Consider the following 14,199-nt stretch of genomic DNA (forward strand, 5'->3'; position numbering starts at 1 on the left):
TTAATTAATCCGAAACATCTTAAAAACTGGTTTACTAATTGCTGCTACTGTACCTCATAACATCCGGAAGTGCTATACGTTGCTCACGGGATTCCTCCAACCGTTTTTGTAATAAAAATATACTAACCCCTGTACGCCTACCGGAATTGTGTACTATTATATAATGTACAATTTAAACTCGATCGCCAGTGGGGAATGTGGAACTATCTTCTAGAGTAGAATACGCCCTGTTAGCGCTCTTGGAACTGGCGAGCCACCATCCGAAGGATTCGCCCCTAACAGTAAACGAAATTACTGCTTCTCAAGAGATACCGGAACGTTATTTAGACCAAATTCTTGCCGTGCTGCGGCGTGCAAGTATTGTCCAGAGTCTGCGGGGCGCTAAAGGCGGTTATTTGCTAGCAAAAGAGCCTTGGCAGATTACTTTGCTAGAGGTGTTTTCGACTCTCGAAGGCGACGGCAGCGGCCAGACCCAAAAAGTTTCGGAATCTGCAACAATAGAAAAAACTGCGGTGCTAGAAATCTGGCAGGAAGCTCAACAGGCATCTTTGGCGGTTTTGGGCAAATACACATTACAAGATTTGTGCGAACAGCGGGATATTCGCAAACAAGCACATCCCATGTACTACATTTAAATGGAGAGAAATTAAGCCATGAGAATTGCTAAGGATGTTACAGGAATAATTGGCAGAACTCCTTTAGTTCAGCTCAATAAAATTCCCCAAGCCGAAGGAGTAGTTGCTCAAATTGTGGCCAAATTGGAAGGGATGAATCCGGCTGCTTCGGTGAAAGATCGGATTGCAGCCAGCATGATTCAGGCTGCAGAAGAGGCGGGGTTAATTCAACCCGGGAAAACTATTTTAGTTGAACCGACTTCAGGCAATACTGGAATTGCTTTGGCAATGATCGCGGCGGCGAAAGGCTACCGTCTGATTTTAACTATGCCGGATACGATGAGTACGGAACGCCGATCGATGCTGAAAGCTTACGGAGCTCAGTTGGAATTAACTCCGGGACATGAAGGGATGTTAAGCGCGATCGCCCGTGCGGAAGAAATTGTAGAAGAAACCCCCGACGCTTTCATGCTGCAACAGTTTCGCAACCCCGCTAATCCGAAAATTCACCGGGAAACCACGGCCGAGGAAATTTGGGAAGATACAGAGGGTAAAGTAGATTTTTTAGTTGCGGGAGTTGGCACCGGCGGTACGATTACTGGAGTTGGTGAGGTAATTAAACAGCGGAAACCGAGTTTTAGGACGATCGCAGTTGAACCCGCCACCAGCCCCGTGCTTTCTGGAGGTAAATCTGGTGCTCACAAAATTCAAGGGATTGGTGCAGGATTCATCCCGGAAGTGTTGAAACCCGAGTTAATTGATGAGGTGATCGCAGTTAGCGACGAAGATGCGATCGCCTACAGTCGCCGACTAGCCAGAGAAGAAGGATTGTTGTCAGGAATTTCTGCAGGCGCCGCTTTGTATGCCGCAATTCAAGTCGGCAAGCGCCCGGAAAATGCTGGAAAATTGATAGTTTTTGTGCAGCCTTCTTACGGCGAACGCTACCTCAGTACAGTCTTGTTCAAAGATTTAGAATTGCCGACTGTCAGGGAACTCGAAGCATTAGTCAGCAATTATTAAATAGTAGTAGGGGCGAGCGTCATTACAGCGACATTGCTATCAGCTTAACCCGAAAGACCGCCAGGGAATTAATTCCTTGGCTCAAAGCGAAAGTCCTCTGAAGAAGACTAATGAGTTAATAGTCCTCTTCAGAGGACTTCAGCTTTGAGGCAGGGGTTTAAACCCCTGCCGGACTGCACCGAAAGCGCATATTTGTTGACAGCAATACTCCTGACCTTACCCTAATTTTCAGACTTGATACAACTTCCAACTCGCCATCGCCAACATTCCGTAAATAACAAACTTTAGCGGGCGTTGAGGCATAATTTGGCAGAATTTAGCACCTACCAAAACTCCCGGCACCGAACCCAACCAAATTGGCAAAACTAAACTCCAGTCTACTGTTCCGAGGCTGAGGTGTCCCAGAGATGTAAACATCAACAAAATTGCCGCCTGCGAAATATCTGTACCCACCAATTTAGAAGTATCCAGGCGGAAAAAAGCAATCAGCAACAGTGCAAACATCGCACCAGAAGACACGCTAGTGATTCCCACTATGCAGCCTAAAATTGCTGCCGCACTCACAGTACAAATACGGCCATAATTAGTATTTAAGTCCCATTTAGCGGGCGAAGGCAATTTAAAACTAGGGAAAAATGTTTTGAGCACTAATTGGGTCAGCGATAAAGCGACAATTAGTGCGATCCCTACTCCGAGACAGCGCAGCAATATGCTGTCTAAGTCGTGACTTCCGCTGGATTTGATGCAGTGTAAAATCCACACGCCAGTCAGCGAACCGGGCACGCTGCCCAAAGCCAGCCACTTAACTATTTGCAAGTCGAGGGTCTTTTGCTGCCAGTGTTTGAAGCCGCCAACAACTTTCATCAGTGTGGCAGCTACGACATCCGAACTAATAGCAATTGATGCTGGAATTTGGAAAACAAAAATTAACATTGGGGTGATGAGCGAGGCTCCGCCAACTCCGGTCAAACCAACGATAATGCCCACGAAAAAGCTGAGAAAGGATAGTAATAAGTAGTTCACTGTTATGCCCAAAAACTGTGTATTTAAGCGCTGCCAACCAACAAATAGATAACTTGGGCGGCTCCTGCAACACAGCTACACAGGCTAAATCTCACTTGCATTTCAATATTTTTTACCAAAACTTTGTCTCTTCAAGGCTTTAGAGCTGCCGCGTTCTCAGCAACAATATTCTTGGTAAAAGTAAGTAAATGCAAATAAACAAGACTACAAAAATTGTAGTGTAAAAGCTCCCTGATTTTCTTAAAGGTACCTGTGTAACTGATCAAAAACCCTGGATTGATTTATGGGGTTTAATTTTGTCTTCTACCTTGAAGTGACGATCGTCATAGGTAAAGTAGAGCTGAGGTTAACCGACTGCTTGCCGGCAAAGAAATCGGGAGTATCGAGAACATTAAAATGAATCAATGCCACAATGACAACTGTGAAAGCCGTTGATGATACTAAACCCGTCAATAACTCTTTTTTGAGGTTTTTTTCCTTGGGTTTGTCGGCCAAAACATCTAAAGTTCCTAGCTGCATCAACAGAATTCCCGCAATATTAGAAAGCCAGTAGCCGACTATTGTGCAAGGAAACAGTAAATCTGGGGAAAGCCAACTAAAGATATACCCAAAGGCGTAGGCAATGGGCAGATTGAAAAATATGTCGTTCCACCAACACAGCGGTGATAGCAAATATCCAATTGCCAGAAACAACCCGCCTCTGAGCTTTTTAAACCAGACTTCCTTAAAGCCCTTAGCTTGTGGCAACTGTTGGGTCAGTTGTCCTGCAAGCTGGTACTCTTCACTGACTTTTTTAGCGTTTTCCACGTTAATAACTCATTACTCGATCGACTAACCGTAGTTTAACAGCCCAAATCGGTTATGTCTAGTAAGTCAATCTAGTTACCGTATTTTGTGGGTGTTCGGCTAAATATACTTTGTTTCCAGTACAAAAATATCTATCCGGGAGAGGTTGTTGAGAATGCTGGCTAGTGTTACTTTAGGCGCCGATCGATAAATTGAAAGTTTCAGGCAACTGCTTGACAGTTTGCCAAAGATATGCGGTGTCGATGCCCCAGTAAAATTGCAGGTAAACGAGCAAAAGCCCGATCGCCACTGTCACGCCGAGCAATTTAGGGACTATTTTCGCGACAGTCTCCAGCACTACGAATGCTGCCCAGATAGCAGCAGCTAAGATGATAATGGAAGCGATCGTGGCAACTGTATCACTGTTCATGGTTAACTCCTGTTGACAATCAATCGGGTATTACAGAACTACTTGGGCTGACGGCGGCTGCAAAAATAAAATAAATTACTCCCATCCCCAATAAGGCGACAGCGGAACTGAAGACGAATATCAACCAATCTGACGGTTCGTAGGTATCCTCGTCAATTTGGCGGCGAACGGTGAAGTAGTGCTTAGTTGAGATTAAGACTGTCGCCAAACCTATTAGAGAGAAGATTAAACCCAACTTCCACCCAATCCCCTGGCGGTACTGTACGGGCATTTGCACGACGCGAAGTCGGACGATGATGACGCCAAAACCCATGAGGGCGACCGCCGCCCGCATCCATGCTAAGAAGGTTCGCTCATTTGCCGATCGATCGATCGCCCGCGACAGATTTTGCTGCTGTGGTTTCTCATCATCTACTTGCATCGGTTGGAACGATAATTGCACGCGATCGAACTCTTTAAGATTAATATAAAACCGGCGCCCTTATTCTGGTGCCATCAAACCTTCTAAGCTAGAAGGAACGGTGAACATATAATAAATTACCCCAGCCCCTAGGATGGCGATCGCGAGGCTGAAAAGAATTACCCAGCGATCGGTAGGTTCATAAGTATCGTAATCGATATCCTCGCGGACGCCGAAGTAGTGCTTAGTTGATAATAGCACCGTCAGCAAACCCACTATTGAAAAAAGCAAACCTAACTTCCAACCATTGCCGGGAGTTGGCAGCAGAGGGGGATGAAAGGCGCGAAGGCGCACGATAACTACGCCAAAACCCATCAGCGATATTGCTGTCCGCATCCATGCTAAATAAGTGCGCTCGTTGGCCAAGTGATCCCGCACCCGCGACGGATTGGGTCGCTTAATCTTTTCTGTATTTACTTTCGTGGATTTCCAATTTAATAGCATAGATAAACCTTTTAATTTTAACGCCAAATTAAGAAGGGAAAGCGATATATTTTCGCTGGGACGATTATCCGCCGGGGATCGATCCCCGGCGGGTTCTGGCGTTGCAACGGGCTTTACACAGGCGATCGCATTACAACTTCACCAAAACTAATCATTTTCCTCAGTAGGTGCGTTGGGAAGTTGCGAATCTATATAAGCCTGAGTCACATCAGGAACAAACCAATTCGCATCCCCAGGCTGGAAAATTTTAGCAGTAGGAACGTTGAATTCTACAGCCGCCGTATCGGGATTAGCTCTCGCTACAACTTGAGTTCCGTCAACTATCTTAACAGCTAGACCGCCAGTCAATTGTTGTGAAGGTTGATCTGCTGACCTTAAATCGGTTGCATTGACATCGCTGGGCAGATAAATGCCATCGCAATCCCATTTATGTTCAGTTGTTTGGCCGTCAGCTAGAAAATAAAGGGCATTCTCGTAAGAAGACTCCGCTGCTTTTTTGCGTTTCGGGCCGTAGACAGCCAGGGTTTTTCCAGTTTCGTTGCGGCACTGACCCCAAGGTTTTCCCGTTTCTAAAGTGTATTTTTGAAACTCCAATTGAGCGATTTTTTTCCTGAGTTCCTCAGGGGTATAATTCTGGGCGGTATCGGGTGAGTCTTTCGCTGCCTTGAGAGTGTTCAGAGCTTCACTCACCTCTATGTAGTCGGGATTGCTCGCATATCTCGGCGTTTTTGGAGCGTCGGCCCAGGAGGGGGGAACGAATACTAAATTGGCGACCATTACCAAGAGCACTAAAAGAAATTTGAAGATTTTCACAATTTTTGTCCTTTTCTAGGTTGTCAGGTTTTTTCCAACTTTCTGTTTGCTTGCTATCTTAGGACTTAGGCAAAAACGAACTCTCTTTAACTGATTGGCCACAGAAACCAAATTTAGCAGAATCGAAAATTCTGGTTTTTTAGGATTAGACCTATTGTCAAAGTCGAGCGGCGTGGGGTAGTGGCGAAGTGTTCGGGCGATATTTTAAGGATTCCTCCTCAAGTTTTTAGCTGAGTTGGATTCACCACTACAGGATTTAGTGAAATGACAGGTATATTCTTGCCTAAGTCTGGCAACTGGCTAGCTCACAATATGGCTTGAACTTTCGTAAAAATTCGAGGCTAAATTAGTTTGAAGCTGCTTTTAGCTCGGTCAATTAGTTCATTATTAACTTAGCATATTTAGTGATATATGGCAAGTAATTTAGACACGCTTTTAAGAAAACAATTGGTAAGGTAAAAATGATAAATTAGAACTTATGAAGTTAGGAAAAACTATCTACCTATAGAGGGATGTAAGTAGCGAAACAGGGGCTAATTCTTAGTTAGATTGAAATGCCGGGAGCAGGCGATAAGTACCGCTTTCAATCAGAATGAATATTCCCAAGCCAATCAAGACAAAAGGGACAACAGCCTTGGTATAGCGAGTCAAAATATGGGCGATCGCCCTTTGGCGAGTTAACAGGTAAGCGGCATAAGACCAAACACCTACCATCACGAAGAAAACCGCCAAAATCACCACCAAGCTCGGCAAATCGCTGCTAGCAAACAGCGGCAAATAAATGCCGATGTTGTCTCCCCCGTTTGCCACTGTTACCGCAGCCACATTCAAAGTTTGGGGATTAAAAAGATTTGCTAATTTTGACAAAGCAGATGAATTAGATTGACGGTTAAATTCGCCGGATACCGCTTGTACGTCATTTTCCTCATTTTCTCTCTTGACTAAGTGACTGATGCCGATCGCGATCGGAACCAAACCCAGCAAGCCAATCCAAGCTTTCGGCACAATTAAACCGCCAAAAAAACCGGGCAAACTAGCAGCGATGAGTGCTGCAAATCCCAGGTACTTACCCACAAAGATATGCCGGGGGCGGAAAGTATCATTTACCTGGGCGAAGAACAGCATCGAAAGCACCATATCGTCGATATTGGTTGCGGCAAAAGATGTAATCCCGGCAATAATCGCTGCTGCAATCCAATTCATGTGCTGTCCCTGCAATTTTTCTAGACTTCCGTTTCCCTGGCGTTACCTCTGCTCATAGTTATCAAACAGAAAGCACAACCGACTAAAGATATTATACTTAAAGTTGGGCTTGCCAGAGTGCCGCTTTTAACCAGAATCGCCATTCCCAATCCGATCAAAACAAAAGGTACTAATTGATTGCCGTAGCGAGTCAAAGTATCTGCGATCGCCCGCATCTGAATTAACCGATAAGCAGCGTAGCACCAAACGCCCACCATCCCGAAGAATACAGTGAGAACCACCGCCAAACTTTCTAAAGTATTGCTAGCAAAAAGCGGCACATATATCCCGATATTGTCGCCCCCATTTGCCACCGTCACCGCTGCTACGCTGTAAGTTTGAGGAGACAGAAAACTGCTAAAAAAAGATTTCTCAGATTGCTCTAATTCTGCCTCAGCTTCCGAATCGTCAGTTTCTGGATTCAACAAGCGGCTAAGCCCGATCGCAATTGGCAGCAAACCCAGCATTCCGATCCAATCTGGGGGAAAGATTAAGCGGCCAAAAAAGCTGGGAAGGCTAACAAACACCAGTGCAGTAAAACCCAGATACTGACCGAAGACGATATGCCTGTGCCGAAATACTGCATTTACCTGCGAGAAAAACAGCAGCAGAATCAGAATATCGTCTAGATTCGTAGCCGTAAAAGCTGTCATTCCCGTAGAAATTGCTGTTAGTAATTCGTTCATTTCTGTGTCTCCTCCGATTTTTTATTTCGTTGTACTTGCTGGGTTCGTATCTTCGGAACTGGCAAGATGCCCGTTCCACAAAAATTAAATTTTATTGTGGGCTGTCGATCAGAGCAACGCCTTTGAAATGCTTATTGACAATGCTGCAAGAGCTCAGTAAAAACCCCGTTGCTAAAAACTCTTCGTTCAGACTGGGAACTGGTAACTGCTAATCAAAAACGATCGCTGTCAAAGGGGACTGGTTTGAATCGAACACCGCCGTAAATTGCATTTTCTTCGTCGAATTTTGCATGAATTGCGTTAATACCCTGCTCCATCGAACCAACAAGTCCAGGATAGCGCCGCCGCTGCCAGACAAACCATCCGCAACTAGCAACCAAATATATCAAGAACAAGTAAGGAAACGCATTGTAAGGAGCTTCGGGAACTGGGAACATAGTGCTGCCTGGAATGCCCACACTGCCCGCAATCGGAATCATCATAAATGCGAGCGCCACAACCGAGAACACCACATCCCGCAGGCGCAATTTACCAATTTTGTGCAGGTAAACTGGAGCCGCGATCGAAATCAAGATGTATACCGTTAAAAATCCGTAGCTGCAAATGGCCCCCAAATAACCCATACAATCGAACAGTTTGATGTTAAACATAGACATCAGAGCCGGCACCAAAAATGTCAGAAATGTACACATCGTTACTGCAACGTGGGGAGTTTTATTAGACGAATGCGCTACACCTAATGAAGAGTGAAACAAACCGTGGCGCGCCATCATAAAAAACACTCTTGCCGCTGGGTTGATGCTGCCGAGCACGCAAGCAAAAAAGCTAAATAAAGCGCCGAAAGCCACTAACTCTCCCAGCCAACCCATGCCCACTTGTTGCGCCAGAAAACTCAGAGGTTCTTCAGTATTAGTAATAGAAACTCCAGTACCGCTAAAACCCAAAACCTCTATATAGGTCATCAAAATGAAGAATAAGCCTGCCATGACAGCGCTGCCAATGACAGCCCTGGGGATATTTTTTAAGGGTTTTTTCGCTTCGTCGCCCAGAGATGTAGCGCTTTCAAAACCAGAGAAACCAAACATTACTAAGACAAGTCCCGTCGCTATGTTCCCCGGAGTTACGCCTTCCAAAGTTAATTGCGACATATCTAGGGCAAAACCTTTGTGCGCCCAGATAATCATTCCTAAAAGTGCGATCGCCGCCACTGATGCTCCCTCCAGCCACAGCATCGCCATAGCTGAGAGTTGGATATCTTTATAACCTGCATACCAAGCAACGCCGGCCCCGATCGCTAACAGCGTAATCGGTGACGGATGGATGCCTAAATGACCGATGAAAATACCCGTAAAGTTGGCAAAACCACACAAAACGGCCATCGCAGTAAATAAATAAGCGAGTACCAAACTCCAGCCGCAAATTACGCCGGCAGTCGGGCCTAGTCCTTTAACAATATAAGAATAAAGAGAACCTGCAGAAGCCGATCTGCTGGCGAATTGGTTGATATTGATGCTGACAAATACTAGGCCTATCAAGCCGATGAGAAAGCTCAGCCATGCCCCGTTACCCGAAAGAGCGACAATTAACCCTATATTAGATGCTGGTATCGTTGTAGGTGCAATGACGGCAAAGGATTGAGCTAAAACCTCCCCGAATGAGAGGCAGTCCGGCTTTAAGCCGTGTGCACTCTGATTTTTTGGCGTTTTCTTAGTCATTTATCTTCTCTCTTTTTGTCGATCGACTTTTGGCGATCGGCTTAAAATTGTCGTTGCTGCTTCAGCATCAGGCCCTGCATGAGAAGCTTAATTATCACCTTAAGGCTCTTCTGGGGTAGAATCAAATGTTGTTTTTTATCGAATTAATAAATGCAAGTGATGCAGTGCCGCCGCAAAATAACTGTTGGAATACCAGACGTATCTGTCGCCACAAGCTCAAACCCTTGACGTTAAAAGGAAACTTTAAATAGCGGCTGGCAACCGTGCTTTTTTGGTAATTCCAACCTCTACAATAGAGCAGATCGAAAAGTTCAGGTCAAAGCTGAGCCGCCAGAGATTTTAATCTCAAAAAATAACTGTATTTAGTAAAAGGGTACTCAGCATGGCCGGAATGACACTTGACCAACTGCGAGTTTTTCTAGCTGTCGCGGAACACCTGCACTTCAGCCGCGCAGCCGAGGAACTTTACATCACCCAACCCGCTGTCAGCGCGACAATCCAAAGCTTAGAGGCGCAATACGGAGTAAAACTATTTCACCGCATCGGCCGCCGCATCGAAATCACAGATGCTGGGAAGTTGCTGCAAGTTGAAACTCAGAAAATTCTCGACCAAGTTGCTTTGACTGAAAGAGGTTTGCGGGAGTTGAACGACTTGCAGCGAGGCGATTTAAACTTGGGTTGCAGTCTGACCATTGGCAATTATTGGTTGCCTGATAAACTTAGCAAGTTCAAACAGCAATACCCCGGTATTTGCGTGAATTGTACTCTTGCAAATGCCGAAGAAATTTGTGCGGGGACGGCGACGGGAACATTTGATTTGGGTTTAGTGACGGGAGACATCAAAGCTTCGCTTAAGAGCACTCTGGAGGAAGAAGTTGTAGGCAGCGAACGCTTGCTGATTGTAGTTGGCAAATCTCACCCTTGGTTTGAACGTGCAGAGGTGAGTTTAGCGGAAATTGCGAAAACGGATTGGGTGATGCGAGAAGCTGGTTCTGGAGTTCAGCAAATGTTGGAACAAGCTTTGCAAAGTTGGGGCATTAATCCCCAGGAATTGAATGTAACTTTAGTGTTGAACAGCAGTGAAATGGTAAAAGCCGTGGTGGAAAGCGGCACAGGTGCAGCGGCTATTCCTGAATTGATGGTAAAAAAAGAATTGCAGCTATCTACACTGCGATCGATTAAAATTATAGATAGCCAATTAAGTTCTAATGTAGGTCTGGAAATAATTAAACCTGTTTTAAAACTGAAGCACCGACAGCGTTTTCAAACTGGAATTACTAAAGCTTTTGAACAGATATTAACTCAAAGTGCTGCTAATTAATAATTCAGGGCTTACGCACCAATACTCAAGAAAGCGGGTTTTTTACCGACATAAGAAGCTAAACCCCGTGTATTGTGTCGTACACCCGGTTTCTGGCCCCCCGTGCGTCCAGGATTATAATTATCTCTCAACTAATTTCCTCAAGTCCAATAAATTTTTACCCCCATCACCAACAATCAGTGGCAATTTCCCATCCCATTTTTCTATAGCCTGCCTTTCCAAAAGTTCTGGAGTCAAATTGTCCCGCAGCAACCTTTGCACTTCGGCTTCTCCCTTAGCTAAATTCACCTTAGCCTCGGCTTGTTTTACTGCCTTCAGCGCTAAAAACTCCCCTCTTTTTGCCTCCTGTTCGGCAATTTGTTTCGCCTCCACCGCCTCGCTAAATCGCTCAGAAAAGTGAACGTGTACTAAAGAGATATCGTCAACGGCAATGTAATATGTAACCAGCCTCAAGGTCAAATAATCATCAACTGCGGCTTTAACTTCTCCGCGTTTAGTAATAATTTCTTCAGCAGTGTATTTTGCCATAACTGCTTTTAATACTTCTTGAACGGCCGGCTCGATAATGCGAGCGACCACTTCTTTTTCGTCACCTATTTGTTGAAAAATAGCATTGGCTTTTTCTGGGATAATGTGCCAGTTGAGCGCTACATCCGTGAAAACATCTTGCAAATCTTTTGAGGAAGCTTCAGCGGAACTTTCCTGTTTTTGCACCCTAACGCTCAACTTTTTTACAGTATAAACTGTGGGGAATATTACGTGAATTCCTTCTCCTAGTACCTGTTGTTGCACTTTCCCAAACTGCATCAGCACTCCCCGTTCTCCAGCGTTAACTATGATAAAAAATTTGGACAATATAGCTAAAAAAACTATCACTATAGCTAGTTGAACAGCTATGTAAAACTCCTTATTTTTTTTAGTGCTTGATTTGAGTGAGTCAACATTACTGCTGGATTCTAAAACCATATTCCACCCCAAATGAAGTTAATTAGAGGACAAATATTGACTTAACCGATATTCTATTTGCCTTCGAGCAACAACTGTTCAAAATCCGCTGCTGTCAAAGGAGGACTGAACAAATATCCTTGCATCAGATCGCACTTATAGCGCCAGAGAAAATCTTTTTCTGCTTCCGTCTCAACTCCTTCGGCAATTACCTCAAGACAGAGACTGTGGGCCATTTCAATAATAGCTTTTACAATCGCTGCATTTGTGCAACCGTCGGTGATCTTGCTGATAAAACAGCGGTCTATTTTTAAAGTATCGAATGGGTATTGCGTCAGATAGCTTAAAGAAGAATAACCAGTTCCGAAATCGTCAAGAGATATACAAACTCCCAAATTTTTCAAGTGTTGCAAAGTCGCGATCGCACTTTCGGCATCCTCCACCATCAAACTTTCTGTCAGCTCTAATTCCAAACTGTTCGCTTCCAAACCAGTTTCTGCTAAAATTTGGGCAACTCTGCTGCTGAGATCCGGTTGGCGAAATTGGCGCGCCGACAGATTTACCGCTATTCGGAGCGGAAAACCAGCATTTTGCCAAACTTGCATTTGTCTGCAAGCTGTCTGCAACACCCACTCGCCTAACGGTACAATGAAGCCAGTTTCTTCGGCCGCCGGAATAAATTCTGCGGGCGAAATCAGCCCTTTTTCTGGATGCAGCCAGCGCACTAAAGCTTCTGCACTTATAATTTTACCTGTCTGGACATTGACTTGCGGCTGATAGTAAACTTGGAATTCTTCTCGTTTCAGTGCGTTGCACAAACGGGTTTTTATCGGCTCTAATTTGTCGGCAGTATTTTGGATAAATTCGCTGCCTTGCCCTCGCCAAGTATTGTACTGTTCGGCGACAGCTTCTTGTTTTTTCAAGCGGCTCGATATCGCGCCCACAAGTTCAGCTTTACTAAAGGGTTTAGTCAGGTAATCATCTGCTCCCAATTCCATACCTTGCCGCATTTCAGAGCGCTCGGCTTTACCGGTGAGAAAAACAAAAGGTACTGTAGCAGTAACAGGATTAGATCGCAAGGCCACCAGCACCCCATACCCGTCAAGTTCTGGCATCATCACGTCGCAAATAATCACGTCGGGAACATTTGACACCGCCGCATATAAACCTTGTGCTCCATTTTCTGCACCCGTCACGTCGAAACCTTCAGCTTTGAGGAGTTTGAGAATATTCTCGCGAATTAGTTGCTCGTCCTCAATCACTAGAATTTTTTTCATACGTCATTCCCTGAAAGCGGTATAATTGATAGGCGTTACTGAACGCCATAAGCGTCCCAATAACTGAGAACGCACAGCTCGATCGGCCCAACAGCGGAATATTTTCCGACACAAATAGCAAACACCTGAAAAACGCTAATTTTTCAAGCACAACTAGATTAATGTTTCTCTGCTTACTCGGTGCCGTCCGTATTATTACGAGGTTAATTAATAATCTCTAAATTAATTCTAGGCGATGGACAGTTAGCAGCGCCTTAAATAACTGCTAAACTAATTGTGCCGCCTGAACGATTGTCTGCAAACAATCTCAGCCTATTTATACCAGTTGTCAAAAATAATGCAACTGCAAGCAACTTCCAAACCCTTGCGGAGTCAGTCTTTCCCCATTCTTCAACGTAAAATCTAAACTTTTAAATCTCAAATGGTATTACCTACTGGATTTCCTGAACCCGCACAGATTGGAGTCATAGAAGTTAAGCAATATCCTCACTACCGCGCTGTCACCTACACCCACGCGGGCGATTTGCGACAAGCAACTGGCATCGCCTTCAATCCCTTATTTCAACACATCAGCAACAACCAAATTGCGATGACAACGCCAGTAGAAGCGCGCTACACCGAAACTTCCGGGCAAATCGATGCGGTTCCCGAAGCAAAAGTTTCGTTCCTCTATCCCGCACCAAATATCGCCCCCAGCAGCGTTAACTCCGCTGTAGAAGTCACAGATACTTCGCCGATGACGGTTGTCAGCATCGGCGTGCGCGGGGCCTACACTTGGGAAAGCTACGAAAATAACCTCCAGAAACTCAAAGATTGGCTTCAAGAACATCCCGAATACGAAATAGTCGGGCCGCCGCGCCGCTTTTTTTACAATTCCCCGATGACGCCGGAAGCAACTAAAATCAGCGAGGTACAAATTCCGATCAAGTGCCGCTGACGTGAACAACTAATTCGCGAATGTGACCCCGCTGGCGGTGTTCCCACAGGTAAATTCCCTGCCAAGTTCCTAACAGCAACCTACCGCGATCGATCGGGATTTGTTCGGAAGTATGAGTCAGCGCAGTGCGAATGTGTGCCGGCATATCGTCTGGGCCTTCCGCATCGTGAATGTAGCGATCGCCCTCCGGTACCAGTTTAGCCAAAAAGTTAGCCAAATCCTTAAGTACATCTGGGTCAGCATTTTCTTGAATCACCAAACTAGCAGAAGTATGGCGCAAAAATAAGCTACAAAGTCCCGTCTTAATACCTGAAGTCGCCACCGCCTCTTCTATCTTAGGAGTGATTTTGCACAGAGATTTCCCTGTAGTTTGAATCTTGAGTATCTGTTGATAGTGATTCATTCGATTTTAGATTTGAGATTTTGGATGAGACTGAGGCAAAAGTCTTCAGTCGGCGGAGGTAGACTTTGTTTGTGTAAGATCGA

At 45.1% G+C, this 14,199-nt stretch carries 16 protein-coding genes; 4 read left to right on the plus strand and 12 right to left on the minus strand.

The genetic code is table 11. The annotated features are described in order from the left end of the window. Positions 1-197: 197 nt before the first annotated feature. Entirely contained in the window at positions 198-635 is a 438-nt protein-coding gene (locus QUA47_RS05525; protein WP_333280664.1) for an Rrf2 family transcriptional regulator, read from the plus strand. 18 nt (positions 636-653) lie between these two features. After that, on the plus strand, positions 654-1,634 hold the full coding sequence (gene cysK / locus QUA47_RS05530) for a cysteine synthase A (RefSeq protein WP_333430000.1): 981 nt from the start codon (positions 654-656) through the stop codon (positions 1,632-1,634). 228 nt (positions 1,635-1,862) lie between these two features. Here cysK and QUA47_RS05535 read toward each other — a convergent pair whose 3' ends face one another. From QUA47_RS05535 to QUA47_RS05575, 9 genes are all read right to left on the minus strand, one after another. Next, positions 1,863-2,657 (minus strand): sulfite exporter TauE/SafE family protein, encoded by a 795-nt coding sequence (locus tag QUA47_RS05535; RefSeq protein WP_333430001.1) that lies wholly within the window; start codon positions 2,655-2,657, stop codon positions 1,863-1,865. 303 nt (positions 2,658-2,960) lie between these two features. Next, complete coding sequence (locus QUA47_RS05540) at positions 2,961-3,464, minus strand: hypothetical protein (RefSeq protein WP_333430002.1); 504 nt, start codon at positions 3,462-3,464, stop codon at positions 2,961-2,963. 172 nt (positions 3,465-3,636) lie between these two features. Beyond that, positions 3,637-3,873, minus strand: coding sequence for a hypothetical protein (locus tag QUA47_RS05545; protein ID WP_333430003.1), 237 nt, complete (start codon positions 3,871-3,873; stop codon positions 3,637-3,639). A 19-nt stretch (positions 3,874-3,892) separates the two neighbouring features. Further along, positions 3,893-4,315 carry a DUF202 domain-containing protein gene (locus QUA47_RS05550; RefSeq protein WP_333430004.1) on the minus strand — a complete coding sequence of 141 codons (423 nt, stop codon included), beginning with the start codon at positions 4,313-4,315 and terminating at the stop codon, positions 3,893-3,895. Positions 4,316-4,354: 39 nt separating this feature from the next. Then, on the minus strand, positions 4,355-4,777 hold the full coding sequence (locus QUA47_RS05555) for a DUF202 domain-containing protein (protein ID WP_333216968.1): 423 nt from the start codon (positions 4,775-4,777) through the stop codon (positions 4,355-4,357). Between the two features lie 147 nt (positions 4,778-4,924). Next, entirely contained in the window at positions 4,925-5,590 is a 666-nt protein-coding gene (locus tag QUA47_RS05560; RefSeq protein ID WP_333402890.1) for a hypothetical protein, read from the minus strand. 540 nt (positions 5,591-6,130) lie between these two features. After that, entirely contained in the window at positions 6,131-6,793 is a 663-nt protein-coding gene (locus QUA47_RS05565) for a cadmium resistance transporter (RefSeq protein WP_333402892.1), read from the minus strand. Between the two features lie 20 nt (positions 6,794-6,813). After that, on the minus strand, positions 6,814-7,518 hold the full coding sequence (locus tag QUA47_RS05570; protein WP_333402893.1) for a cadmium resistance transporter: 705 nt from the start codon (positions 7,516-7,518) through the stop codon (positions 6,814-6,816). Positions 7,519-7,730: 212 nt separating this feature from the next. Next, the gene (locus QUA47_RS05575) at positions 7,731-9,233 is read right to left on the minus strand and encodes an APC family permease (RefSeq protein WP_333430005.1); all 1,503 of its coding nucleotides are present in this window, start codon (positions 9,231-9,233) and stop codon (positions 7,731-7,733) included. Between the two features lie 391 nt (positions 9,234-9,624). Between QUA47_RS05575 and QUA47_RS05580 the strand changes: the two genes are divergently transcribed. After that, positions 9,625-10,554: a LysR family transcriptional regulator gene (locus tag QUA47_RS05580; RefSeq protein WP_333430006.1), complete on the plus strand. Its 930-nt coding sequence runs from the start codon at positions 9,625-9,627 to the stop codon at positions 10,552-10,554. Between the two features lie 120 nt (positions 10,555-10,674). On the opposite strand, the gene QUA47_RS05585 is transcribed toward QUA47_RS05580, so the two are convergent. Continuing rightward, on the minus strand, positions 10,675-11,520 hold the full coding sequence (locus tag QUA47_RS05585; RefSeq protein ID WP_445302485.1) for a prohibitin family protein: 846 nt from the start codon (positions 11,518-11,520) through the stop codon (positions 10,675-10,677). A 53-nt stretch (positions 11,521-11,573) separates the two neighbouring features. After that, on the minus strand, positions 11,574-12,776 hold the full coding sequence (locus QUA47_RS05590) for an EAL domain-containing response regulator (RefSeq protein WP_333430008.1): 1,203 nt from the start codon (positions 12,774-12,776) through the stop codon (positions 11,574-11,576). A gap of 421 nt (positions 12,777-13,197) precedes the next feature. Here QUA47_RS05590 and QUA47_RS05595 point away from each other — a divergent pair, with 421 nt between their 5' ends. Continuing rightward, complete coding sequence (locus tag QUA47_RS05595) at positions 13,198-13,713, plus strand: heme-binding protein (protein ID WP_333216952.1); 516 nt, start codon at positions 13,198-13,200, stop codon at positions 13,711-13,713. On the opposite strand, the gene QUA47_RS05600 is transcribed toward QUA47_RS05595, so the two are convergent. After that, positions 13,700-14,116 carry a secondary thiamine-phosphate synthase enzyme YjbQ gene (locus tag QUA47_RS05600; protein ID WP_333216950.1) on the minus strand — a complete coding sequence of 139 codons (417 nt, stop codon included), beginning with the start codon at positions 14,114-14,116 and terminating at the stop codon, positions 13,700-13,702. The genes QUA47_RS05595 and QUA47_RS05600 overlap by 14 nt on opposite strands. Positions 14,117-14,199: the final 83 nt, after the last annotated feature.

Origin of the sequence: Microcoleus sp. MON2_D5 (genome assembly GCF_036701905.1) — a bacterium.
In the GTDB taxonomy this organism is placed as follows: domain Bacteria; phylum Cyanobacteriota; class Cyanobacteriia; order Cyanobacteriales; family Microcoleaceae; genus Microcoleus.